General features: G+C 40.8%; 24 protein-coding genes. 1 reads left to right on the top strand and 23 read right to left on the bottom strand.

Going from position 1 to position 26,029, the window contains the following annotated elements; genetic code table 11:
* Positions 1-46 precede the first annotated feature (46 nt).
* The 14 genes from ACFSO7_RS22895 to ACFSO7_RS22960 all read right to left on the bottom strand — a co-directional run bounded on the left by ACFSO7_RS22895 (position 47) and on the right by ACFSO7_RS22960 (position 13,275).
* Positions 47-493, bottom strand: coding sequence for a GNAT family N-acetyltransferase (locus ACFSO7_RS22895; RefSeq protein WP_377879774.1), 447 nt, complete (start codon positions 491-493; stop codon positions 47-49).
* A gap of 261 nt (positions 494-754) precedes the next feature.
* Entirely contained in the window at positions 755-1,486 is a 732-nt protein-coding gene (gene spoIIR / locus ACFSO7_RS22900; RefSeq protein WP_377879775.1) for a stage II sporulation protein R, read from the bottom strand.
* Positions 1,487-1,800: 314 nt separating this feature from the next.
* Positions 1,801-2,658 carry a peptide chain release factor N(5)-glutamine methyltransferase gene (prmC, locus tag ACFSO7_RS22905; RefSeq protein WP_377879776.1) on the bottom strand — a complete coding sequence of 286 codons (858 nt, stop codon included), beginning with the start codon at positions 2,656-2,658 and terminating at the stop codon, positions 1,801-1,803.
* Complete coding sequence (gene prfA / locus ACFSO7_RS22910; RefSeq protein WP_377879777.1) at positions 2,651-3,724, bottom strand: peptide chain release factor 1; 1,074 nt, start codon at positions 3,722-3,724, stop codon at positions 2,651-2,653. The genes prmC and prfA overlap by 8 nt, the downstream gene beginning before the upstream one ends.
* 344 nt (positions 3,725-4,068) lie before the next feature.
* Positions 4,069-4,497 (bottom strand): hypothetical protein, encoded by a 429-nt coding sequence (locus tag ACFSO7_RS22915; protein ID WP_377879778.1) that lies wholly within the window; start codon positions 4,495-4,497, stop codon positions 4,069-4,071.
* Positions 4,498-4,570: 73 nt separating this feature from the next.
* Positions 4,571-5,143, bottom strand: a complete 573-nt coding sequence (locus ACFSO7_RS22920; protein ID WP_377879779.1) for a GNAT family N-acetyltransferase — start codon at positions 5,141-5,143, stop codon at positions 4,571-4,573.
* A gap of 125 nt (positions 5,144-5,268) precedes the next feature.
* Entirely contained in the window at positions 5,269-5,895 is a 627-nt protein-coding gene (locus ACFSO7_RS22925; protein ID WP_377879780.1) for a thymidine kinase, read from the bottom strand.
* A gap of 403 nt (positions 5,896-6,298) precedes the next feature.
* Entirely contained in the window at positions 6,299-6,508 is a 210-nt protein-coding gene (rpmE, locus tag ACFSO7_RS22930) for a 50S ribosomal protein L31 (protein ID WP_377879781.1), read from the bottom strand.
* A gap of 154 nt (positions 6,509-6,662) precedes the next feature.
* Positions 6,663-7,943, bottom strand: a complete 1,281-nt coding sequence (rho, locus tag ACFSO7_RS22935; protein ID WP_377879782.1) for a transcription termination factor Rho — start codon at positions 7,941-7,943, stop codon at positions 6,663-6,665.
* 411 nt (positions 7,944-8,354) lie between these two features.
* A complete protein-coding gene (gene glpX / locus ACFSO7_RS22940; protein WP_377879783.1) occupies positions 8,355-9,317 on the bottom strand; it encodes a class II fructose-bisphosphatase in 963 nt (320 codons plus the stop codon).
* Positions 9,318-9,390: 73 nt separating this feature from the next.
* Entirely contained in the window at positions 9,391-10,677 is a 1,287-nt protein-coding gene (locus ACFSO7_RS22945) for a UDP-N-acetylglucosamine 1-carboxyvinyltransferase (protein WP_377879784.1), read from the bottom strand.
* Positions 10,678-11,041: 364 nt separating this feature from the next.
* Complete coding sequence (gene fsa, locus ACFSO7_RS22950; protein WP_377879785.1) at positions 11,042-11,686, bottom strand: fructose-6-phosphate aldolase; 645 nt, start codon at positions 11,684-11,686, stop codon at positions 11,042-11,044.
* A 105-nt stretch (positions 11,687-11,791) separates the two neighbouring features.
* Positions 11,792-12,649 carry a class II fructose-bisphosphate aldolase gene (locus ACFSO7_RS22955; protein ID WP_377879786.1) on the bottom strand — a complete coding sequence of 286 codons (858 nt, stop codon included), beginning with the start codon at positions 12,647-12,649 and terminating at the stop codon, positions 11,792-11,794.
* 218 nt (positions 12,650-12,867) lie between these two features.
* A complete protein-coding gene (locus tag ACFSO7_RS22960; protein ID WP_377879788.1) occupies positions 12,868-13,275 on the bottom strand; it encodes a response regulator in 408 nt (135 codons plus the stop codon).
* Positions 13,276-13,432: 157 nt separating this feature from the next.
* Here ACFSO7_RS22960 and ACFSO7_RS22965 point away from each other — a divergent pair, with 157 nt between their 5' ends.
* Complete coding sequence (locus ACFSO7_RS22965) at positions 13,433-13,954, top strand: DUF2529 domain-containing protein (protein ID WP_377879789.1); 522 nt, start codon at positions 13,433-13,435, stop codon at positions 13,952-13,954.
* A 148-nt stretch (positions 13,955-14,102) separates the two neighbouring features.
* On the opposite strand, the gene ACFSO7_RS22970 is transcribed toward ACFSO7_RS22965, so the two are convergent.
* From ACFSO7_RS22970 to ACFSO7_RS23010, 9 genes are all read right to left on the bottom strand, one after another.
* Entirely contained in the window at positions 14,103-15,704 is a 1,602-nt protein-coding gene (locus ACFSO7_RS22970; protein ID WP_377879791.1) for a CTP synthase, read from the bottom strand.
* A gap of 222 nt (positions 15,705-15,926) precedes the next feature.
* Positions 15,927-16,499 (bottom strand): DNA-directed RNA polymerase subunit delta, encoded by a 573-nt coding sequence (gene rpoE / locus ACFSO7_RS22975; RefSeq protein ID WP_377879792.1) that lies wholly within the window; start codon positions 16,497-16,499, stop codon positions 15,927-15,929.
* A gap of 138 nt (positions 16,500-16,637) precedes the next feature.
* Positions 16,638-16,811, bottom strand: a complete 174-nt coding sequence (locus ACFSO7_RS22980; protein ID WP_377879793.1) for a YitT family protein — start codon at positions 16,809-16,811, stop codon at positions 16,638-16,640.
* Positions 16,812-16,952: 141 nt separating this feature from the next.
* Positions 16,953-20,210, bottom strand: coding sequence for a fused isobutyryl-CoA mutase/GTPase IcmF (gene icmF, locus ACFSO7_RS22985; RefSeq protein ID WP_377879794.1), 3,258 nt, complete (start codon positions 20,208-20,210; stop codon positions 16,953-16,955).
* Positions 20,211-20,240: 30 nt separating this feature from the next.
* The gene (locus ACFSO7_RS22990) at positions 20,241-20,861 is read right to left on the bottom strand and encodes a TetR/AcrR family transcriptional regulator (RefSeq protein WP_377879795.1); all 621 of its coding nucleotides are present in this window, start codon (positions 20,859-20,861) and stop codon (positions 20,241-20,243) included.
* A gap of 393 nt (positions 20,862-21,254) precedes the next feature.
* Positions 21,255-22,394 carry an acyl-CoA dehydrogenase gene (locus tag ACFSO7_RS22995; protein WP_377879796.1) on the bottom strand — a complete coding sequence of 380 codons (1,140 nt, stop codon included), beginning with the start codon at positions 22,392-22,394 and terminating at the stop codon, positions 21,255-21,257.
* Between the two features lie 125 nt (positions 22,395-22,519).
* Positions 22,520-23,650: an acyl-CoA dehydrogenase gene (locus ACFSO7_RS23000; protein ID WP_377879797.1), complete on the bottom strand. Its 1,131-nt coding sequence runs from the start codon at positions 23,648-23,650 to the stop codon at positions 22,520-22,522.
* 34 nt (positions 23,651-23,684) lie between these two features.
* On the bottom strand, positions 23,685-24,536 hold the full coding sequence (locus ACFSO7_RS23005) for a 3-hydroxybutyryl-CoA dehydrogenase (RefSeq protein WP_377879798.1): 852 nt from the start codon (positions 24,534-24,536) through the stop codon (positions 23,685-23,687).
* A 118-nt stretch (positions 24,537-24,654) separates the two neighbouring features.
* Entirely contained in the window at positions 24,655-25,845 is a 1,191-nt protein-coding gene (locus ACFSO7_RS23010; RefSeq protein ID WP_377879800.1) for an acetyl-CoA C-acetyltransferase, read from the bottom strand.
* Between the last annotated feature and the right edge of the window lie 184 nt (positions 25,846-26,029).

A 26,029-nucleotide genomic window follows, 5' to 3' on the forward strand; every position in this document is an offset into this window, starting at 1 on the left:
ATAAAAATGACCTTTTAGTGGATAACTTTGAGGATATATCCACAATTTACAACTCTAGTTTTAAAAAAACTGAGTTATCCACATGTAAAATGTTTTTAATATGTTCTGATTCATATAAATCCTCTGGTAAACTACTTTCTAAAGCTGTGGAAAAGCCGAGCATCTCAAAAAAGGACAGTGACGTCATCTTATTCGTCGCCAAAAACAAGGTTTTCATATTTTTATCCTTTGTTAAGCGTAAAATTTGTTCGAATAATAGAAGGATTTCTTTTTCTGTCATCCCTGGTGAAATGACTAAAGACCTAAGCAACCCATTCTCCCCAAATGGTTCCACTCCAATTGTCGCCCGTAATCTACCACTACCATCTTCCAATAAGAGAAAATACTCAAACGTTTCCTTCAATCCCTCTGTCCCTAGGTTTGCCCTTTCTAAAAATTCCAAAAGGATCGGTAAGTCCTGTTCATTCGCACTTCGAATCATCGTCGTTTCCATCTTTCCACCTCATTTATATTCTTCTACTCTATGAATATGAATCAGTAGAAAAAGTAGAACGACTAAAAGAGAAAAAAATAGGCAAATCATCACGATTTGCCAAGAAAAGCGCAAGCGCCTTGATCAGCCCCGACAAGCAAATGCTTCGCCAGCCGGAAAGTCGTTCTTTGACTTTTTGGCTGGCGAACATTTGACCTCGAGGGGCTAGGCGCTGGAGCTGGACAATTTTCGAAGTCCGAAAAAGTTATACTTTCTTTCCCTCTAGAATAACTTCATCCAAAGCTCTTTTAAAAAGAATTTCACTTCTACCTTCTCTTCCGTGTCTTCAACATAAACAGGATCTTCCTTGGGTTCGGGCAGAATTTCAGATGGCTCATCTTTTTCTATTGTTGCTATTTTCACATCAGATGGCTCTTCTATCTCATCCTCTATTACCGCGGCTTTCACCGTTTCTTCTTCTTCAAACCCATCACTTACGGCAACTCCATTGGAAAAATCTAAGAAGCATAGTGGAGGAAATAACACACACCACCAGTTCGCCCCTTTCCCTTCCCCTAGTGTAATCAAAATCGCTTCATACTCTCCTGCTGGATATAAAAACTGGCCGTATAACTTCGTTGGGAATTGCACTTTTCCAAACTCAATGTTAACCGATTGATCTGAACCTTTACTTTCGACCACATTTTCTGCTATCTTTTTTATTTCTGGTAGTTTTGATTGAATTAAGCTTCTCGCCTCGTATACAGAGGTTAAGTCTTGAACCCATTTGGTTATGTTTGCATTAACTTCATCTCTTACTAATCTTTTTAAAGCTTGGTCACTTTCAAGATCACTGTTTGCTAGAATTCGCAAGCGAATCGCTTCCTTCGGGATAACAATCGCCTCACTTGCAGTTACTTCATTTTTAGGTATATATAAACTTAAGATCGTTCCAATCGATAAGATTAATATATATGAAAGCGCTAAAGTTCTCGTTTTAAGATTTATTTTCATTTCCGACACCGTCCCCTCATACTCTCATTGTGGACAGAAAGTCGGATTCTTAAACTAGCATTTTTAAAAATCTAGGAAACTATTTTTTACAGTAAGGCTATGTAACTTGTCCGTTGATTTCCGCTCCAGGCACTTGCTTTCCGCGGGGAGGGATGGGAGCCTCCTCGGCGTACCGCCTGCGGGGTCTCCCATTTCCCTCTGTTTCCCGCAGGAGTCAAGTGCCTTCCGCTACAATCAACTCAGACTGATAAGGTGAAATCAAACCAATAAATTAACAAGTTTTACGAAAAAAAAACTACCCAATAAGAGGTAGTTTAATCGATTATTTCGGCGAATACCATACGGTCTTTCCCGTTGATGTCATTTACTACTTCGACCTTTGCGTGTGGGAAAGTTTCTTTTAGCATTTGTGCAACGATTTCCCCTTGACCCATTCCTACTTCAAAGCCGACCAATGCTTTTTTTCGCAAAACAAGTGGCAGTTCTTTAATAAAACGTCGATAAAGATCGAGTCCATCGTCACCTGCAAACAAGGCCGACCCAGGTTCATGATCCTTTACGACGACTGACATCCTCTCGCGATCGCTCTCTGGAATATAAGGTGGATTCGATAACACCACATCAAAGCGCGCACCCTTTTCAATAAACGGCTGCAGTAAATCGCCACAGACTAGCTCTACTACTGCCCCGAGCTGCAAAGCGTTTTTCTCGGCTTCTGCTAGTGCCGCTGATGAAAGATCTGATAGTGTAACGAACAATGATGGCTCTTCAAGCTTCATTGTGACTCCTATGGCGCCGCTACCCGTCCCTACGTCCAGAAGCTGCGCTCCAGATGGAAACATCCGTTTTACACGCTGTAATGCTCCATAAACGAGTTCTTCCGTTTCTGGTCTTGGAATTAATACAGCAGGTGATACATAAAAGTTTCGATCATAAAATTCTTCAAATCCTAGCAAATATTGAATTGGCTCACCTTCACCATGTGCCAGGACATATTTTTCAAAAACTAGCCAAATATCCTCTTTTAACTCATCACGGACATTAGCAAACAACTGTGCCCGACTCATGCCTGTTAAATGGCGCAACATGATTTCTCCCGCATTCTCATCTCGGCCCTTTTCTTTTAAAAAAGAAGAAGCCCAATTTAGGGCCTCATACATTTTCTTATTCATCCGATCCACTTTCAAGCTTGCTTGATTGGTCTTCAATAATTAAAGCATCAATAATTTCATCGATTTTCCCTTCGATCACTTGATCAAGCTTTTGAATGGTTAAACCGATACGATGATCCGTCACACGGTTTTGCGGGAAATTGTACGTACGGATACGTTCAGAGCGGTCACCTGTACCGACAGCTGATTTACGCACTTGATCAAATTCTGCCTGAGCTTCACGTTGAAACTTATCATACACACGAGCACGTAATACTTTCATCGCTTTGTCTTTATTTTTGTGCTGGGATTTTTCATCCTGACAGGATACAACGATTCCCGTTGGAATATGGGTTAAACGTACGGCTGACATCGTTGTATTTACGCTTTGTCCACCCGCTCCACTAGAAGCAAAGGTATCAAAACGAATATCTTTATCATGAATTTCTACTTCAACTTCCTCTGCTTCCGGTAAACAAGCTACCGTTGCCGTTGAAGTATGAATTCTTCCGCCAGATTCCGTTTCCGGAACACGCTGAACACGGTGGGCGCCATTTTCAAACTTTAATTTCGAATACGCACCTGTACCATTAATCATAAAAATAATTTCTTTATAGCCACCTAGACCTGTTGGATTCGCGTCCATGACTTCCGTTTTCCAGCCTTGTGATTCTGCATAACGGCTGTACATACGATATAAAGTTCCAGCGAACAGTGCCGCTTCCTCACCACCTGCAGCACCGCGAATTTCCATGATTACGTTCTTATCATCATTCGGGTCTTTCGGAATTAACAGGATTTTCAAACGCGCTTCAAGCTCTTCGATTTGGCTTTGAAGCTCGCCCACTTCCTCTTTCACCATCTCACGCATGTCAGGATCAAGTTTGTCATCGAGCATCACTTTTGCATCTTTAAGTTGTTCTTTTACCTCTTTGTACTCCCGATAGGCTTGTACTGTGTCATTTATATCAGATTGTTCTTTCGAATATTCTCGAAGCTTTTTTGGATTATTTATAATTTCTGGATCGCTTAAAAGTTCATTTAACTTTTCATAACGGTCCTCTACAGATTGTAAACGATCAAACAACGTCCATCACCTCTATCTTCTTCCCATTTTAGGGCATAACATGATAATTATAGTATAGGCGAAAAGCAAGGTCAAAGCCTAATCATAAAAAAAATGAGGATAGCATGAGCCATCCTCTACTTTTATCCCACACTTAACGGGCAGTAAGACCCCCACCTCAAGATTCTGAGTGAACAAAGAAGATAGGTGGGGGATCAACTGCCCGTAAAGGTCCGACGACCGACAGGATGCCCTAGTCAGGCGAAGGCACAGGACGTGCCGTGACTTGAGCGTGATTGGTTCAACTAACCATCAGTGGGGGATAAGGAACCCCCCCACTGATGGAAGTTTCACTTTATTTCCAATTATCGATTTCCAATATTCAAATGAATATAGTAGGATGGCACTGCTCGCATTAAATTTTTATGCAATTTAGACTTGGCATCCTTAAGTTCGTTCCCCGAAAGTCGACCATTGGGATAGACGGTGATATGCATGTTATCTCCATTGATCCAGATCGATCCATCTTCGAACTCGTTCGATTTTTGAATGACTTTCCTTGCTTGATTTATATCTTTTCCCTGACTGTTTGTGCTATTATTCTCATCCGTATTCAAGTTTAACAAATTCGGATTTTGGTCTGTAATCATATCCTGATTGACATTTCCATGAGGGCGATAGTTAACAGGTGTAGGAGCATTTCCACTCTCATCTCCATACCCCTTGTTACCTTTATACATATTACATCCTGCTAAAAAAACAAGTAACAAAGAAATCATATAGACCTTTTTCATTCTAATGCACCTCCATTCTATATTTTTTCCAAAAAAGAATAGAGGTTGCATTCCAATTAGAGGAAATGGAAACTTAGAGTGAACAATCCCAATTACTCTTGCTTAACGTATAATGGTGATGCATTTGGTTGTCGATTTCTATATCACCGACTAAATGAAAACCAAGTTTCTGGATAACTTTATTTGAGCTTACATTATGAGTAAGTGCAACCGCATTGAGAAGCTCCAAATTTGTTTTTTCAAACAAATAAGTAATCAGTCCTTTGGCAGCTTTTGTCGTATAGCCTTTATTTCGATAATGTTTTGAAATCGCATACGCAATTTCACGATTAGGGGTCGGTAACTCCTCTTTGATTCCAGTCATACAAAATCCAATTAACTTACCCGTTTCCTTTAAAATAATGGCTAATCTCAAATAAGTTTGCTCATCAATATTTGGCACTGCTGCTAAAAAGCGTTCGTTTGAAGGTATTTCATAATTTGTTACCCAATCTAATCGTTGTTCTCTTGTCGTTTTAAAATCGGGTAAAAATTCATACACTTCAGGTTCTGAAGTAAGCTCATAGATCTCATCCGCATCTTCAATCTTATATTCACGTAATAAGATTTCCCCACAATCAATCGTAAATAAATCTTTCAAAATCATTCCGCCTCCTTTAAATATGTACAAATTATTTTAACAATAAAAAGAATGAATCCACTGCGAATTCATCCTCAAAAAGTACTATTTGTTTTGACTCATTTATCGGAATCAGATACAACGTTTGTAGATCATTCCACCGAATGAGATATAACCGTTTCCGCTGTTTCCAATTGACTTGGTGTTTTCGGGACTTCATGATGATGACGACAACGTGGTTCGTAACTTTCAGATGCACCGACTAAAATAATCGGATCATGATAGGAGGCAGGCTGACCATTAATCAGTCTTTGTGTTCGGCTCGCTGGAGAACCACAAACCGCACAAACCGCTTGAAGCTTTGTTACGAGCTCAGCAATCGCCATTAATTTAGGCATCGGACCAAAAGGTTCACCTCGGAAATCTTGGTCGAGTCCAGCAACAATTACTCGATGCCCGCTGTCTGCAAGCTGCTGAACCACATGTGTAATCTCTTCATCGAAGAATTGAATTTCGTCAATGGCAATCACATCGATAGCCGCATTAATATATTTAAAAATATCTGTAGATCGCGCGATTGGCTTTGCATCAAAGGATGAGCCATTATGCGAAACAACTGCTTCTTCGGCATACCGATTATCCAGCTGTGGTTTAAAGACGACAATCTTTTGCTTAGCAAACTGTGTGCGTCTTACTCGACGTATGAGTTCTTCTGATTTTCCAGAAAACATACTTCCGCAGATGACCTCAACCCACCCGCTTTGCTTCATAACATACATTTTGCGGCCACTCCTTTCTTGCCAGGGAAAATCTAAATAAATTTATTCTATGTTTTGTAAAATTTATAGCTCTTTTGTTATCAAGCCGCATGCGCTTTTCAGCTGTCTAGCTCCAGGCGCTATCGGCTCGAGGTCAAAAGCCAATCTGTCATGAAGGTTAAAGAACAACCTTCCTGCCAGCTCGTCTTTTGCTTGTCGCCGATGGGCAAACGCCTTGCGCTTTTCACTTTGTCTAGCTCCAGCGGCTAGCCCCTCGAGGTCAAAAGTCACTCCCTGAATGAAGGCAAAGAACGCCTTCTTTCAGGGAGCGTCTTTTGCTTGTCGGGGCTGAGCAAGCCGCTTCCGCTTTTCACTTTTCAAATAAAAAACAGGCAAGAAGCAAAATCCCTTGCCTGTTTGATTATTATTGTTGTGTTTTCATGCCGTATTTCTTGTTGAACTTGTCAACACGTCCGCCAGCCTCAGCGAATTTTTGACGTCCAGTATAGAATGGGTGGCACTCAGAACAAGTTTCAATACGGATTTCTTTTTTAACAGAACCCGATTCAAAAGTGTTACCGCAAGCGCAAGTTACCATTGCTTTATTATAGTTAGGATGAATTCCTGCTTTCATTCTTTTCATCTCCTTTTTGCCCTGAGTCATTCGAAACAGAGTTATATATGATACAACTTTAGAAGTACCATTTAGTAAAAACACACTGTACATATTATAGCAAGGTGATTATCGTTTTGCAATATGGGATTTAAATGAAAAGCTACTCTATTTTTTAAGAAGTTGTATTGGATGAGCGCTTGCCTTTCATTTCTTCGCCAATAATATTGAAGAAGTCTTCGTTAGACTTAGTTGTTTTTAACTTACGAAGGAATTTTTCACCAAAATCTGGTTGGTCTGACATCGATTTACGAATCGCCCATAATTTATCCAAATGTTCCTTAGGAATAAGCAACTCTTCTTTTCTCGTTCCAGAGCGACGTATATCTAAAGCAGGGAAGATACGACGTTCTGCAAGTGAACGATCTAAATGTAGCTCCATATTCCCTGTACCTTTAAATTCTTCATAAATGACGTCATCCATACGGGAACCTGTGTCGACTAGCGCCGTTGCTAAAATCGTTAAGCTTCCACCTTCTTCGATATTACGCGCAGCCCCGAAGAAACGCTTTGGACGGTGGAATGCTGCAGGGTCAATACCACCAGAAAGAGTTCGTCCACTTGGCGGAATTACTAAGTTATAAGCCCTAGCTAATCTTGTAATACTATCCATTAAAATGACGACGTCACGTTTATGCTCAACAAGTCGCATCGCACGTTCTAATACAAGCTCTGCCACCTTAATATGATTTTCAGGTACCTCATCAAAGGTTGAGCTAACGACATCACCTACAACCGAACGTTCAATATCTGTTACTTCCTCTGGGCGTTCATCGATCAAGAGAACAATCAATTCTGCCTCTGGGTGGTTCGTTGTAACCGCATTGGCAATTTCCTTAATAAGGATTGTTTTACCAGCCTTTGGAGGCGCTACAATTAAACCACGTTGTCCAAAACCGACAGGAGTGATTAAATCCATGATTCGAGTGGAAAAATTCTTAGAGGTTGTTTCTAGCTTCATTTGACGATCTGGATAAAGTGCCGTTAAAGCAGGAAAGTGAACACGTTCCTTTGCTGACTCTGGGTCGTCCCCATTAACCGCTTCTACGTGTAATAATCCGAAATAACGCTCATTCTCCTTCGGTGGTCGAACTTTACCAGAAACCTTGTCACCATTACGCAAATCAAATCGACGAATTTGGGACGCGGAAATGTAAATATCCTGAGAGCTAGGGGAATAATTTATTGGGCGTAGGAAGCCAAAGCCTTCCGATTGAATAATCTCAAGTACACCTTCCATGAAGAAGTAGCCTTGTTGTTCTGCACGTGCTTTTAAAATTGCAAAAATTAATTCTTTCTTTGTTAATTTGCTGTAGTAGGAAACTTTGTATTCGCGAGCAAGCTCATACAATTCCTTCAGCTTCATATTTTCTAAATTATTAATTGTTAAATCCATTATGACACCACTCTTTATTTATTTTCCAGCGCAGGCGGTTATCCCCGACGTACAGGATGTACTAATGTCGACAATTCAACAGGACGCCCGAGTTTTTGTCGACCTCGAGGTATGCATGTCAGAGCTTGGCGAGCCGCTTACGCTTTTCTAATTTGCAGTATTTTCCCCCATACAAAAATACGGACTATTCGAGAATTGATATGGAAAGGATTAAAAAAAATGAAGATTTCGTTGAAGTTTCAGAAGAAAATAATCTAAGGTAGAAAAAGGGCAAAAACATTTCATATTGTACCCCTTTTTATCAAAAATAATCAACAGAAAAAAATGGAAATAAAGAAAATGTAAAATTAGTGGTTCCTCGCCCTTTATTTAGGCAGGGAACCACTTTATTTAAATGGATTGACGTTCTCTCTATCTAATCACTAAATGTGGTTTCTTCTTTAAACTATGTCGACCATCAACAAATCGAACAGTTCCAGATTTTGCGCGCATAACAAGTGAGTGTGTAGATCCATAAGAACCTTTAAATTGTACCCCTTTTAATAGCTCTCCATCCGTCACACCTGTTGCTGCAAAAATCGCATCATCGCCTTTAACTAAGTCTTCCATCAGTAAGACGCGATTAACATCTAGGCCCATTTTGATACAACGTTGTAATTCTGCATCGTTTTGCGGCAGTAATTTCCCTTGGATTTCGCCACCAAGGCATTTTAATGCTACAGCAGAAATCACTCCTTCAGGAGCTCCACCTGAACCGAATAAAATATCGACACCAGTAAAGTCAAACGCAGTATTAATCGCACCAGCAACATCACCATCATTAATTAACTTAATTCGAGCCCCTGCTTCGCGAAGTTGGGCAATGATATGGCCATGACGTTCACGATTTAATACGGTTGCGACTATATCTTCGATGTCTTTATTTTTCGCACGAGCAACAGCCTTTAAATTATCTAAAACAGACGCATTAATATCGATTTGTCCGACTGCTTCTGGTCCAACAGCAATTTTATCCATATACATATCCGGTGCATGAAGTAAATTTCCATGGTCAGCAACGGCTAAAACAGCTAATGCATTCCAGCCTCCAGATGCAACAATATTAGTTCCTTCCAAAGGATCAACGGCAACATCGACACGTTGGCCATAGCCTGTCCCTAATTTTTCCCCAATATAAAGCATCGGCGCTTCATCCATTTCGCCTTCCCCAATGACGACGGTACCTTTCATTGGAACAGTATCAAACACATCACGCATCGCACTAGTAGCTGCTCCATCTGCTTCATCTTTCAGACCTCGGCCCATCCATCGTGCAGATGCAAGTGCAGCTGCTTCTGTCACACGGACAAGTTCCATCGATAAACTTCTTTCCATCTGTTTTTCATCCTTCCCCTTGTTCAAACAAAGATCTATTACCTACATCATAACTTATTTTTACGAATCCTGCTTAAGCATTTTTCATTTGTTCCATTTCTTCTTTTGTTAGTTGTTCTCTCCAAATAGTAGCCCCTAGGCCATTTAACTTTTCGACAAGGTTGCTATAGCCCCGATCGATATGTTCAAGCCCAGTTACCTCCGTAATTCCCTCTGCCATCAAACCAGCAATGACTAATGCAGCACCAGCACGTAAGTCACTAGCCTTCACTTTTGCTCCTTGGAGCTGGATCGGTCCATTTATGATGGCGGAGCGACCTTCTACTTTTATATTGGCATTCATTCGTCTTAATTCATCAATATGCTTAAAGCGAGCGCTATAAATAGTATCGGTTACCATACTAGAACCTTCTGCTTTTGTTAAAAGAGTGGTCATCGGCTGCTGTAAATCAGTAGGAAACCCTGGATAGACGAGCGTTTTTATATCAATGGCTTTTAACTTTTTCGATCCGTCGACATACACTTGATCATCACTTGTTTCAATGTGAACACCCATCTCTCTAAGCTTAGCAATCATGGATTCCAAGTGTAATGGGATTACGTTGTCGATGACGATTCCCTCTCCGACAGCTGCCCCTAAAATTAAATACGTCCCGGCTTCAATTCTGTCAGGGATTATCGTATGTTGACAACCATGAAGATGTTCAACCCCATCAATGCGTATGACATCAGTCCCTGCCCCTTTGATTTTAGCGCCCATATTGGATAAAAGCGTTGCCACATCAATGATTTCAGGTTCCTTTGCTGCATTCTCAATAATCGTCCGGCCTTTTGCACGAACAGCCGCTAACATGATATTAATTGTCGCGCCCACACTAACAACATCTAAGTAAATACGAGCACCGCGAAGTTCATCGGCACGTAAATAAATGGCACCTTGTTCATTTGTTACTCTGGCACCTAATGCTTCAAACCCTTTTATATGCTGGTCAATTGGTCTTGGACCAAGATGACATCCGCCTGGCAAGCCAATAACGGCTTTTTTGAAACGACCGAGCATTGCCCCCATTAAATAATAAGAGGCGCGAAGTTTTTTCACTTTCCCATTGGGTAACGGCATCGAAATCATCGAGGATGGATCGACGGTCATTTTATGATTCGAAAAATTAACTTTTCCACCAATTTCTTCGAGAAGTGCCTTCAGTATTTGTACGTCCGATATGTCTGGCAATCCTTCAATTGAAACAGGTGAATCCGCTAAAATGGTAGCTGGGATGAGCGCCACTGCACTATTTTTTGCCCCGCTTATTCGAACTGTCCCTTTCAAAGGGTAACCGCCTGCAATTTTTAGCTTTTCCATGTTCGACTCCTTTCTAAGCCCACATTTCTTTTAGGTTTAAGACTAGTATCTCCAACTATTCTATTTTAAAAAATGCCCCAAGAAAAGTTTAGCATATTTTACCATCAAAAATAGACAAAATCCGACTAGTCTCATTTTATTAGTGTACACGAAAATAAACTTTTCATGTATCAAAAGTGAAATTTTTTTCAAATATGTCATTAGCCCTAGAACTTACATCAGTGGGACTGTTTATCCCACTGATGGTATTGCTTGGCAAACCAAAGAACGGTTTGCATAAGTGCGACTAGGTCTCTGGCTTCGCTTCTCTCGCCAATCGACCAGTCTTCTTTATCGGGGGCTTACAAGAGCGCTTCCGCTTTTCTTATGATCGAGTGCTCCAATCTTTCAAAAATGCTTCGATTCCTTGCTCCGTTAATGGATGCTTAAACATTTGCATGATGATTTTATATGGACATGTGGCAATATGTGCCCCTCTAAGTGCAGCATCCGTAACATGCTGTGGATGACGAATGGATGCTGCAATAATTTCTGATTCAATTCCATGAATTGCAAAGATTTCGGCAATGGTTGAAATTAGATCAAGGCCATTATGACCGATATCATCTAATCTACCTAAAAATGGTGATACGTAGGTTGCACCCGCACGTGCTGCCATTAACGCTTGATTCGCACTAAAAATAAGGGTTACATTCGTTTTAATTCCCTCTATTGATAAAACCGAAACCGCTTTTAAACCATCAGGAGTCATCGGTAATTTAACGGTAATATTAGGGTGAATCGCCGCTAATTCTTTACCCTCTTTAATCATTCCTTCTGCATCAAGGGCGATAACTTCACCACTGACTGAGCCTGAAACCAAATCGGCAATTTCCTTTAAACGGTCATGAAAAGAAATTCCCTTTTCTTTTGCAACTAACGAAGGATTCGTCGTTACGCCAGATAAAATGCCAAGAGCATGTGCTTCACGAATTTCTTCCATATTGGCAGTATCAATAAAAAATTTCATGATGTGTTCCTCCATTAAGTCTATATTTTTCGACATATTTTTTGTATTTTTAAAAATGAACTGAAACCGCCTTGGGAATAAGGCGGTTTCGAGGAATTATATTTATTAAGCTTTTCCTGACGATCCAAATTCACGCATTTTACCAATAACAGTTTCTTTAATAGCGTCGCGTGCTGGGCCTAAGTATTTACGAGGATCGTATTCGTTAGGTTTCGCTGCTAACACTTCACGGACCACTTTTGCCGAAGCAATTTGGTTTTCTGTGTTAACGTTAATTTTTGCTGTACCTAGAGAAACGGATTTTTGGATATCTTTAGTTGGGATACCCGTACCTCCATGTAATACAAGTGGAACACCTGTAAGCTTGCCGATCTCTTCCATTTCTTTGAACCCTAAATTTGGTTCACCTTTGTAAGGTCCATGTACGGAGCCAAGTGCTGGAGCTAAGCAATCGATGCCAGTAAGTTTCACAAGTTCGACACACTCATTTGTATCTGCGTAGATGACGCCATCTGCTACCACATCATCCTCTTGTCCGCCAACTGTTCCAAGTTCTGCTTCAACAGAAACACCTTTAGCGTGTGCATATTCAACTACTTTCTTAGTCGTTGCAACATTTTCCTCAAATGGGCCATGAGATGCATCAATCATCACGGAAGTAAATCCTGCATCGATGGCTTCTTTACATTTTTCAAAGCTTGAGCCATGGTCTAAATGAATCGCAACAGGAACGGTAATTTTATAATCATGTATAAGACCTTCTACCATTTTTACAACAGTAAAGAATCCACCCATATAACGTGCTGCACCTTCAGAAACCCCAAGAATAACTGGAGATTTTTCAGCTTCAGCAGCCTGAAGAATGGCTTGAGTAAACTCAAGATTATTTAAGTTAAATTGACCTACGGCATAACCTTCGGCTTTTCCTTTATTAAGCATTTCTGTCATGGAAACTAAAGGCATTCTTTTTCCTCCTTATGAGCGATCTTTTAGCAAGCAATCCACGTTAGGTTTTCCTACTTATTTTACGGGTATGTATACGGAACTGAGCTTAACTAAAAAATCATCCACTTTTCTAAAATCCATATGTATCATACCAAAACGGTTAAAAGATTTCCATTAATCCCTTGACAGTTTAAAAAAATGTTAGATTGAAAGGGTTTTCAATATTTCCATATAAACTATGATTTTATTAGTAAATGCTCTTTTACTGCTGCACGAATATCATCAATATCAAAAGGTTTCGCAAAATGGGTTAAAGCACCCAAGTCTTTTGCCTCTTGAATCATATCCAGTTCGCCGTAAGCGGTCATAATAATCACGCGAATATCAGGATCAATTACTTTCATTCTTTTTAAAATTTCAATTCCATCCATACCTGGAATTTTCATATCAAGTAATACTAAATCAGGAGAATGTTGTTTCACAATTTCAAGAGCTTGCACACCATTTGCTGCTTGGAATGTTTGGTATCCCTCTTTTTGGAATACTTCATTTAATAAGATTCTAATTCCAAATTGATCATCAACGATTAATATTTTTTCCTTCAACGGTATCGCCCCTAACTTAGATTTAATATATGTAAACATTACTTAACTAATTTTTTTATCCCATTGTTTAATTCGATTTACATACTGCAATATCCTTCTTTATTTTTCCAATATATCAGATAATTGTTTGATTTTTGCCATTTTCCGTTATCGGTCTATAATAAGTATCAGAAAGTTGTAATTGGAGGGGCCTTTAATGTTAAAAATGTTTTCAACTCAATTATCGGGTTTATTTAAAAGAATTCATGAAAAAGGGGAGTTTGTTTTTGAAGACGGCGCTCGCCTTATTGCTCAAGCCGCCGTTAGTGAGGGAACAATTTATTTATTTGGTCGTAACGAGATGGAATCAGTTGTACTAGAAGCGACTGTTGGAGCAGAGCCATTATCACACGCGAAACCATTTCCTTCTAATTTTGAGGAAATTCAACAGGCTGACCGGGTTATTATTCTCTCCCGCTACACAAATGACGAAGAAGCCATCGAATGCGCAAAAAAACTTCATGGATTGGGGGTTCCTTTTGTAGCCATTTCTTCAAAAGTGGAATCTGAAGATGATGACCTATTTGAATTAGCAGATGTATCGATTAACCTCCACTTAACAAAGGGACTTCTACCCGATGAATATGGCAACCGCTACGGACTCCCATCCTCTATGGCAGCCCTATTCGCTTACTACGGACTTAAATTCACACTAGACGAAATACTAGACGAACTTTAACACTGTAAAGCACTGGGGGTCAGTCCCCCATAACTTTAACGCGTTAAAGTTCCGGGAGACTGACCCCCGCTAGTGTGCTGCGGTGAAGTAGGAAAGCGAAAAAAAGAGTCCTTGTGCCAAATTTGTATTGGACAAGGACTCTTTGCTTTTATTGATTATTTTTTAGTGTGGCTTCGATGAAGTCACGGAATAGTGGTTGTGGGCGATTTGGTCTAGATGTAAATTCCGGATGGAATTGAGACGCCACAAACCAAGGGTGATCGGTAATTTCGATCGTTTCAATTAATCGACCGTCTGGGCTTGTCCCAGAGAATACAAAACCTTTCGCTTCCATTGCTTGGCGATATTCATTGTTAAACTCGTAGCGGTGACGATGGCGTTCATACACCACTTCATCTTGATACGCAGCAAATACTTTTGTTCCTTCTTCTAGCTTACATGGTTGCAAGCCTAAACGAAGCGTTCCACCTAAATCTTCGATATCCTTTTGCTCTGGTAAAAGGTCGATAATTGGGTATGGTGTATTCGGATCTAGCTCCGCCGAATGTGCTTCCTCTAGACCAAGAACGTTCCTTGCAAATTCTACCGTAGCTAACTGCATACCTAAACAAATTCCTAAGAAAGGAACCTTTTGCTCACGTGCAAACTGAGTCGCAAGAATTTTCCCTTCCACTCCACGATCACCAAATCCACCTGGAACTAGAATTCCGTCTGCATCCGATAATAATTCATTCACATTTTCCTTCGTTACTTCTTCTGCATTTACCCATTTGATTTCAACATCAGAATCAAAGGCGAAACCAGCATGCTTTAATGCTTCAACAACAGAGATATACGCATCTTGTAATTCAACATACTTTCCAACAAGAGCAATTCTCGTCTTTTTCGATAGGTTTCTTACTTTTTCAAGAAGAGCCGTCCATTCTGTCATATCCGCTTTTTGGCAATTTAGCTTTAAATGATCACAAACGATTTGATCAAAATTTTGGTCCTGAAGTAACAGTGGGATTGCATATAATGTATCCGCATCTGGTGCCTCAATCACGTTATTGGCTGGGATATCACAGAATAACGCAAGCTTATCCTTCATATCCTGTGAAATCGGCATTTCCGTACGAACGACAATCACATTCGGTTGAATCCCTAAGCTACGTAATTCTTTTACACTATGTTGAGTTGGCTTTGTTTTCAGTTCTCCAGCTGCTTTTAAATATGGGATTAGCGAACAATGAACATACATTACATTGTCACGACCGACATCACTCTTAATTTGGCGAATCGCTTCTAAGAATGGTAATGACTCGATGTCCCCTACTGTTCCACCAATTTCAGTGATAACCACGTCTGCCTGTGTTTCTCTTCCTGCGCGAAACACTTTTTCTTTAATTTCATTCGTAATATGCGGAATAACCTGTACAGTTGCTCCTAAATAATCTCCGCGTCTTTCCTTTTTCAAAACTGTTGAGTAAATCTTTCCAGTTGTTACGTTACTAAATTTGTTTAAATTGATATCAATAAAACGTTCATAATGGCCTAAATCTAAATCCGTTTCAGCCCCATCATCAGTAACAAATACTTCACCGTGCTGATAAGGACTCATCGTCCCAGGATCCACGTTAATATAAGGATCTAATTTTTGAATCGTTACTTTCAATCCACGATTCTTTAATAATCTCCCTAACGATGCCGCTGTGATCCCTTTTCCTAACGATGAAACAACACCGCCAGTTACAAAAATATACTTTGTCATGACAAATCCCCCTCTTTTTTATATGCATTTGATTATCTATTCATAAGATTTACCTAAGGGAGAAAAACGATTTATAAAAAAATAAAAAAACGCCCACTTACCATTAAGTAAGGGAGCGTTTATAATCATTTGATCGCCGTTCCTTTTAAAAGGAGCCCAAAAAAGATTCTACATTCGATGAAATCAAAAGTCAAGAATTGTTTTATCATCTATAGACTTGATCTACAGATCTTCATCCTCTTCTTCTAATTCCAAATCATCTTCTTCCTCGTCATCTAACTCTTCATCGTCAAGACCGTCAAGAAGTTCTTCTTCCTCATCGATGAGTTCTTCATCTTCAAATTCATCGACTGCTTCATCAAGATCATCGAAGCTTTCATCTTCCTCGTCATCTAGAAGATCATCTTCTTCAAACTCATCGTCATAATCGATTTCATCCTCATCAAGCTCATCATAATCCTCAAGATCATCGTCATCTTTGGCTTTTTTCGCCTTTTTCTTTTTAGGCTTAATCTGCGTGATTGTATCTTCTTCAGCTTGATCCACTGGATACCAACTGCGAAGACCCCAACGATTTTCACCTAAACAAAGGAATCGACCGTCAATATTTAAATCCGTATAAAATTGGGCAATTTTTGCCTTCACTTCGTTTTCTGTTAAGCCAGTAGCTGCAACGATTTCATTTAATATTTCATTAAAAGCAATCGCTTGTTTATTATTCTCAAGTATGACATATGTCATTTCAATAAGGGACATGTCATCTAGTTGTTCTTTCGTTAATTGGGCCAAACTCAATATCCACACTTCCTTTCTCTATAAACACCATTTAAATACATAATAAACGGGCTAGAGTGAATACACACTCAAATACATACTCCTCATTATAAACAAATTCTTCCGGTTTATGCTAGTATCAGCGAGGAGAAATCGTTTTTATTTTGACTTGCCCTTTTCTTTTTTTCCTAACATTCGAAAACCAAGAATGAAAAAAATAATTGATAAAATGAAGAATGAAATCGCTCCTAGTTGTCTTTGGTAAAGATAATACATCACTAAGCTAATTCCAATAGCTGCAGCAATCATGTATATTTGCCTGATGATCTTCATATATTGCACCCTAGTTTAATCAAATTTAGCCATTCTACTATGATTATAATGGATTCCTTTATTATTTCTATGGCTTCGTGGAAAAATTTTTTCTAAGACAAGAAAGGGTCGATAGCATTTGGCTATCGACCGCTTTTCTATTTACATATTACGTCTATACTGTCCGCCAACTTCATAAAGGGCACGGGTAATTTGACCTAAGCTTGCGACTTTAACTGTTTCCATTAGTTCAGCAAAAATATTGCCACCGCTGACAGCTGTTGCCTTAAGTCGTTGTAATGCTTGCTCGGATTTGTCTTGATTGCGAGCTTGGAATTCTCTTAAATTGTTGATTTGCAGTTCTTTTTCTTCTGTTGTTGCTCTAGCAATTTCCATATTATCGACATCTTCTTCAGAGGGTGGGTTCGGATTTAAGTACGTGTTCACACCGATGATTGGTAATTCACCTGTATGCTTCTTCATTTCGTAGTACATTGACTCGTCTTGAATTTTTCCACGTTGGTATTGCGTTTCCATCGAACCTAGTACGCCACCACGATCATTCATTCGTTCAAACTCTTGTAAAACTGCTTCTTCTACAAGATCTGTTAATTCCTCGACGATGAATGATCCTTGAAGTGGATTTTCGTTTTTCGTTAAGCCATGTTCCTTCGTAATGATCATTTGAATCGCCATTGCGCGACGAACAGACTCTTCTGTCGGTGTTGTAATCGCTTCGTCATATGCATTCGTATGAAGGGAATTACAGTTATCATGTAAAGCCATTAATGCTTGTAGAGTTGTACGAATATCATTGAAATCAATTTCCTGCGCATGTAAAGAGCGGCCAGATGTTTGAATATGATATTTCAGCTTTTGACTTCGGTCATTCGCACCGTATTTATCACGCATTACTGATGCCCAGATACGGCGAGCGACGCGGCCAATAACCGTGTACTCTGGATCTAAACCGTTTGAGAAGAAGAACGATAAGTTAGGTGCGAAATGGTCGATGTTCATGCCACGGCTTAAATAATATTCCACGTATGTGAAGCCATTCGCCAATGTAAACGCTAGTTGCGAAATCGGGTTCGCCCCTGCTTCAGCAATATGGTATCCGGAAATAGATACAGAGTAATAATTGCGAACTTGTTCGTCAATAAAGTATTGTTGAATATCACCCATCATACGTAGGGCAAATTCCGTTGAGAAGATACAAGTGTTTTGTCCTTGATCTTCTTTTAAAATATCAGCCTGGACCGTTCCACGAACCGTTTTCAACGTATAGGCTTTCACATCCGCTAATTCATGCTCTGTTAGAGATCGGCCAAGTTCTGCCTCTTTGTTCGCCACTTGCTGCTCAATCGCCGTATTCATAAACATCGCTAGGATAATCGGCGCTGGTCCATTGATCGTCATTGAAACGGAAGTAGATGGATGACATAGATCAAAGCCATCATACAGCTTTTTCATATCATCTAATGTACAGATGCTGACACCGCTTTCGCCTACTTTACCGTAAATATCTGGACGGTAGTCAGGATCTTCCCCATACAATGTCACCGAATCAAACGCTGTACTTAAGCGCTTCGCTGAATCATCTTTGGATAGATAATGGAAACGACGATTTGTACGCTCCGGTGTCCCTTCTCCTGCAAACTGACGCTTCGGATCTTCCCCTTCGCGTTTGAACGGGAATACACCTGCTGTGAACGGGAATTCTCCTGGAACATTTTCACGGTACACCCAACGAATGATTTCGCCGTAATCCTTATATTTTGGAAGAGCTACTTTCGGGATGTCTAAGCCAGATAAGCTTTTTGATTTTAGCGCAGTCACAATCTCTTTATCGCGGATTCTTGTAACAAACTGATCAGCCGCATAAGCTGCTTTTGTTTGTTCCCATCCTTGTAAAATTTTTGCCGTTTCAGGCGTTAATTTACTTTCTGTTTCTGTTTTGATCGTTTCAAGAGCTTGCGCGATTTCTGGTTGGTCCTTAACCGCTTCAATCGCACCTTCTAATTGGAAAAGCTTGCGAGCTAAATTTACTTGCTCTTCTGCTTTTTTATGGTACGTACGAACCGTTTCGGAAATTTCTCTTAAGTAATAACGGCGGTCATTCGGAATGATGACATTTTGTTTTTCAACTAGGGCATTTCGTTCAAAGGTTGTTGTCCAGTTCGTTCCTGTTTTTGCGTTTATTGTGTCCATTAGTGCCGCAAATAAGGAGTTTGTTCCTGGATCATTAAATTGACTCGCAATCGTTCCGTACACTGGCATTTCCGAGAACTCTTTTTCAAAAAGCATGTGAGAACGTTGATATTGCTTTTGAACTTGGCGTTTTGCATCTTCAGAGCCTTTGCGTTCAAATTTATTAATGACAATCAGGTCGGCAAAATCGATCATATCAATTTTTTCAAGCTGGGACGGTGCCCCGAATTCACTTGTCATTACATAAAGTGCTACATCACAAATTTCGGTAATCTCTGCGTCCCCTTGGCCGATTCCGCTTGTTTCAACAACGATTAAATCAAAGCCAGCAGCCTTTGTGACGGAAATGGCATCTTTAATCGCAAGGGAAAGCTCACTTTTCGAATTTCTCGTTGCTAAGCTGCGCATATAAACGCGGGGGTTGAAAATCGCGTTCATACGAATACGGTCGCCTAGTAGCGCCCCACCTGTTTTTTGTTTTGTTGGGTCAACAGAAAGAATGGCAACTTTTTTCTCAGGAATTTCATTAATAAAACGGCGAATCAGCTCGTCTGTCAGTGAGCTTTTTCCAGCCCCGCCTGTACCGGTAATTCCGACAACAGGAACGGATTTCGTCAGTGACTTCACTTTTTCCATAACGGTTTCGACAGCGGCAGCTGCTTCATGATCACGATCTACTTGATGCTCAGCTAGAGTAATCAATTTCGCAATCGTATTAACGTCATCGGTGTGAAGTTCCGTTAATTGAGGAACGGATTCTGGTGAAATCGTAGCAAAATCGCATTCTTTGATCATGAGTTCGATCATGCCTTGCAGGCCGTACTGTCGACCATCCTCTGGTGAAAAAATTCGTGCAATCCCATATTCATGAAGTTCTTTTATTTCCTTTGGAATGATAACACCACCACCACCGCCATAAATGCGGATGTGGGAAGCGCCCCTTTCCTTTAAAAGGTCATACATATACTTAAAATATTCGACGTGTCCGCCTTGGTAAGAGGAAATCGCAATCCCTTGGGCATCCTCTTGAATGGCAGCATTAACTACTTCTTCAACAGAACGATTATGCCCAAGATGAATCACCTCTGCTCCAAGAGATTGAAGAATTCTTCTCATAATATTAATGGAGGCATCGTGCCCATCAAATAAACTAGAAGCCGTAACAAAGCGTATATGATGTTTTGGCTTATAACTTTGCGTTGTACTCATTTAGGATCCTCCTATTATTGAATTAAAAAACTATCCCTTCATTCCAAAAAGCAGCAAATCTGTTTGAAATTCAATGTATTCATCGAGTGTGTATTCTTTTTGGAGCGCCCAGCGGCGGAAGCCCCACATTTGCCCTTGAACAAAAATATTATGGGCAAGCATTTTGATCTGCTTTTCGGATAAGTCTAGCTCCTTGTTTGCCACACAGCGTTCAATGACCGTTTCAAACATACCTACCATTTCGAGTTCCTTTCGCAGTACATATGGTAAAGCGTCTTTAGAAAGGGATTTTACTTCCTGATACATGACGAGGACTTCATCTTGCATCTCATCTACCACTCGAAAATAGTAGGCTATCGCAAGCTTTAAGCTTTCAAGTGTACCTTTATTTTGATTAATGTCACTTTGCAATCGTTCGCGAACCTGATCATAGATGCTATCACAAACTAAGTAAAGGACATCTTCCTTCGTCCGAATATATTCATAGAGTGTTCCAATGCTAAAACCAGAAGCTTTCGCAATTTCTCTCGTAGTTGTACGGTGGAAGCCCTTTTGTATAAACAGGGTCACGGCTCCTTTGATCATTTCGTCCCGGCGTTTACGAACGAGACGTTCATCCTTCACCGACGCCTGTACTTCACGTTTTTTCATCATTTTTTCTCCCGCCTTTGTCATCTCCTTTAATAAGTGAAAGACTAGGTATATGCCCGTAAGTGAGAGTTTACTGGAAGTATGGGCTTATAAGAAAAGCACAAGTGCCTTGATCAGCCCCGACAAGCAAATGCCGTCCCAAAGAGGAGGTTTGCTCTTTAACCTCATCTTTGGGGTCGCCATTTGACCTCGAGGTCGACAAGGGCTCGGGCGTCCTGTCGCATTGTCGACACTAGTACACCCTGTACTTCGGGGCTAGGCTGCTTGCGCTAGACAACTTTCGAAGTCCTAATAAATTATACTTTCTTCCCTTTGGACAAAAATCTAACTGTTTTAATGAAACAGCTAGATTTTTAATAGTGTCATGTTTTATTCGATGACTTGCTCCAAAATCTACTTCGTCAACATACGTCCTATAACGAGACGTTGAATTTCTTGAGTTCCCTCGTAGATTTGAGTGATTTTTGCATCACGCATGAATCGTTCTACTGGATAGTCCTTCGTGTAACCGTAGCCACCAAATACTTGAACGGCTTCCGTTGTTACCTTCATAGCCGCATCTCCGGCAAATAATTTCGACATCGCAGATTCTTTACCGTATGGAAGTCCTGCAGATTCCAACCATGCTGCTTGATAGGTTAATAGTCTAGCAGCTTCAACGCTTGTCGCCATGTCCGCAAGCTTGAAGGAAATTCCTTGTTGTGCTGCGATTGGCTTACCGAATTGAACACGTTCTTTTGCGTAATCAACTGCCGCATCAAGAGCACCTTGAGCAATTCCGACAGCTTGGGCAGCGATACCGTTACGTCCACCGTCCAATGTCATCATCGCAATTTTAAAACCCTCGCCCTCTTCGCCAAGGCGATTTTCTACAGGAACTTTACAATCTTCGAAGATAATTTCCGTTGTTGGTGATGAACGAATGCCTAGTTTTTTCTCTTTTTTCCCTACGGAGAAGCCTGGGAAATCTTTTTCGATAATAAAGGCTGTTGTTCCTTTTTGCTTAGAAGATGGGTCTGTTAGAGCAAACACCACATAAATATCAGCAATGCCACCGTTTGTGATAAAAATTTTGGATCCGTTAAGAACGTAGTGGTCGCCTTCAAGACGAGCTGTTGTTCTCATTCCACCTGCGTCAGAACCGCTTCCTGGCTCTGTTAATCCATAGCCACCAATGCTTGTGCCTTCTGCCATCGGTCGTAAGTATTTTTGTTTTTGCTCTTCATTACCGAATTTGAAGATTGGCCACCCAGCTAAAGAAGTGTGAGCAGAAAGTGTTACTCCTGTTGATGCACACACACGGGAAAGCTCTTCAACTGCGATACAGTACGCAAGGTAGTCACTTCCGATTCCGCCGTACTCTTCTGGCCAAGGAATCCCTGTTAAACCAAGCTCCGCCATCTTATCAAAAATTTCGCGATCAAAACGCTCCTCTTCATCACGCTCAGCAGCAGTTGGAGCAACCTCATTTCTCGCAAAATCACGCACCATTTTTCTAATCATTTCATGCTCTTCCGTCAATTGAAAATTCATCCTCATATCCTCCTCTAATACTTTAATGCGCCACACCAGCGGGGGTCAGTCCCCCGGAACTTTAACGCGTTAAAGTTCTGGGGGACTGACCCCCAGTGCTTTACAGTGTTAAAGTACTGGCTATTTTATAGTTGTTTGCTTATGACGATGCGTTGGATTTCGCTTGTGCCTTCGTAGATTTCGGTTACTTTGGCGTCGCGGAAATAACGTTCTACTGGGTAATCCTCTGTATAGCCGTAGCCTCCAAACACTTGGATGGCTTCGGTCGCGACTTCAACGGCTGTGCGGGAAGCAAATAGTTTGGCCATGGAAGCCTCTTTTCCGCATTTTAAGCCTTTCATGCGCATGTCCGCTGCACGATAAACTAGTAATCTAGCAGCCTCTACGCTTGTCGCCATGTCAGCAAGCTTAAAAGAAATTCCTTGCTGCACGGCAATAGGTTTGCCAAACTGTATACGTTCCCTAGCGTATGCAGTAGCTGCTTCTAAAGCAGCCTCAGCAATCCCAAGTGATTGTGCAGCAATTCCGATGCGACCTACATCTAAATTAGCCATCGCAATTTTAAAACCCTGCCCTTCCTCGCCTAGTAAGTTAGCGGCAGGAATACGCATATCCTCAAACGTTAATTGGACCGTTCTTGAGCCATGAAGCCCCATTTTATATTCATCTTTACCGATGACGAGTCCTGGCGTTCCTTTTTCAACGATAAAACAAGAAACCCCTTTCGAACCTGCCTCTGGATTCGTGCTCGCAAAAACGATATAAACATCTGCTTCGCCACCATTGGTGATGAACACCTTAGAACCATTTAAGATGAATTCATCCCCATCTTTCACCGCTCTTGTTTTTAAACTAGCGGCATCCGAACCTGCACTCGGCTCCGTCAAACAGAACGCTCCTAAATACTCACCACTAGCAAGCTTCGGGACGTATTTCAATTTTTGCTCATCTGTCCCAAAGTATAAAATGGGATTTGTTCCAACCGATGTATGAACAGATAGAATAACCCCTACCGTTGCACTTACTCTCGACAACTCGTTAATAGCGATGATATAAGAAACGAAGTCCATTTCCGCCCCGCCAAATTCTTCTGGAACAGGAATTCCCATTAAGCCAAGTTCACCCATCTTTTTTAAAATGGGCCTTGGAAATTCGCCCTGCTCCATTTTTTCCACAAAAGGGGCAATTTCATTATTCGCAAAATCGCGCACCATTTTCCGCATCATTTCTTGTTCTTCCGTAAAACGGAGATCCATTACAAAAACCTCCTTCTCATAGTTGAAATTCTAGTTAGTTATATTCATAGAATCCGCGGCCTGTCTTACGACCTAACCAGCCTGCTTTTACATATTTTCTTAAAAGTGGACAAGGGCGATATTTTGTATCTCCGAATCCTTCGTGAAGCGTTTCCATAATGTATAAACATGTATCTAAACCGATAAAATCTGCTAGTGTTAGTGGTCCCATCGGATGATTCATTCCGAGTTTCATCACTTCATCAATCGCCTCTTTAGAAGCAACTCCTTCATAAAGGGTATAAATCGCTTCATTGATCATTGGCATTAATATACGATTGGATACAAAGCCTGGGAAATCATTCACTTCAACAGGAACTTTGCTTAAAGTCTTTGTCATATCCTCAATCGCTTGATACACTTCATCCGATGTTGCTAGTCCGCGGATGATTTCTACTAGTTTCATAACAGGAACTGGATTCATAAAATGCATTCCAATAACTAGTTCAGGACGCTTCGTAGCTGCGGCGATTTCCGTAATTGGTAACGATGAAGTGTTAGAAGCTAAAATGGCTCCAGCCGGTGCGATTTCATCCAATTGGGCGAAAAGCTTCTTTTTAATATCCATATTTTCTACAGCTGCTTCAATCACAAGATCGATGTCTTTCGCATCTGTTACATCCGTTGATGGTGTAAGGCGTTCTAACACATCGTTCATTTCTTCTGCAGTCATCCGCTCTTTTTCAACCTGACGAGACAAATTCTTTTTAATCACACTTAATCCGCGTTCTACAAACTCAGGTTTCAAATCATTCAAAATAACCTCATAACCCGCTTGAGCACAAACTTGAGCAATCCCCGATCCCATTTGCCCCGCTCCAATAACCATAACCTTTTTAATGTTCATCCTTATATCCCTCCTGAAAACCCTTTAATAAATTAACGCATCTCCTTATTGGGGGTCTGACCCCCGTTGCTTTAACGCGTTACCGTTCTGGGGGACTGACCCCCACCGCTTTAATGTGTTACAGTGATTTTGGTACTTCGATCATGATGGCGTCGCCTTGGCCGCCTCCGCTGCAGATAGCTGCTACACCAATTCCACCGCCGCGTCGTTTTAATTCGTACATTAAGGTTAAAATAATTCTCGCTCCACTTGCACCAATTGGGTGCCCTAATGCGATTGCTCCACCGTTTACATTGATTTTTTCCGGATCCAGTCCAGCGATTTTTTCACTTGCTAATGAAACAGCTGCAAAGGCTTCATTGATTTCAAATAAGTCGATCTCTTCCACGCTTTTGCCAGTCTTTTTCAATAGCTCGTTAATCACGAGGCCTGGCGTTTTTGGGAAATCCTTCCCCTCAATCGCTACCTCGGCATGACCAATAATATAAGCAAAAGGCTCTTTGCCTTCTTGCTTCGCGCGTTCTTCACTCATAAGAACTAATGCGGCAGCTCCGTCATTTACACCTGGTGCGTTACCTGCTGTAATTGTTCCATCAGAACCAAATACAGGTGCAAGCTTTGCTAATTTTTCATAGGAAGTATCTTTACGTGGTGACTCATCATGTTGGATAACTACTGGTTCTCCACGCTTTTGTGGAACATTAATTGAAACAATTTCTTCTGAAAATTTACCATCTTCCATCGCTTGAATTGCCTTTTCATGACTTCTTAACGACCATTTGTCTTGTTGCTCACGTGTTAATTCCAATTCCTCTGCCGTTGAATTCCCGTAAGTTCCCATATGAACGCCAGTAAAGCAGCAGCTTAATCCATCATGGATCATTAAGTCTTTAACCGCTGCATCACCCATTCGGAATCCCCAGCGTGCTTTTTGCATAATATAAGGAGCATTACTCATCGACTCCATACCGCCTGCAACGATCACTTCTTCATCACCAGAACGAATGATTTGATCGGCTAACGTTACACTTCGCATACCAGAAGCACACACTTTATTAATGGTTTCTGTTTTCACACTCCACGGTAGGTTCGCGTGGCGTGCGGCTTGACGCGAAGGAATTTGTCCTTGACCACCTTGTAGAACAGATCCAAAAATCAGTTCATTTACTTCTTCTGGTCCGACGCCTGCTCTATGAAGCGCCTCCGCTACTGCGAATCCACCAAGTTCAGATGCTGTAAACTGGCTTAAAGCACCACCGAATTTCCCAAAAGGTGTTCTAGCTCCTGCTAAAATAACCGTTTTCCCCATGCAATCCCTCTCCTTTATATGAATCTATGGTTTACATACAAAATTCCCCTAAAAGTGACGGAGCGACTGAACGCTCGCTCAAAATAATAAGTCAAAAAAGAAATCCATTTCCCCACTGCACTGGATAAAGTTAAACTTCCATCAGTTGAGGAGCTTACTGCCCGTTATGTTGGGGTAAATACAC

This window comes from Bacillus sp. CGMCC 1.16607 (assembly GCF_042683745.1).
GTDB lineage: Bacteria > Bacillota > Bacilli > Bacillales > Cytobacillaceae > Pseudoneobacillus.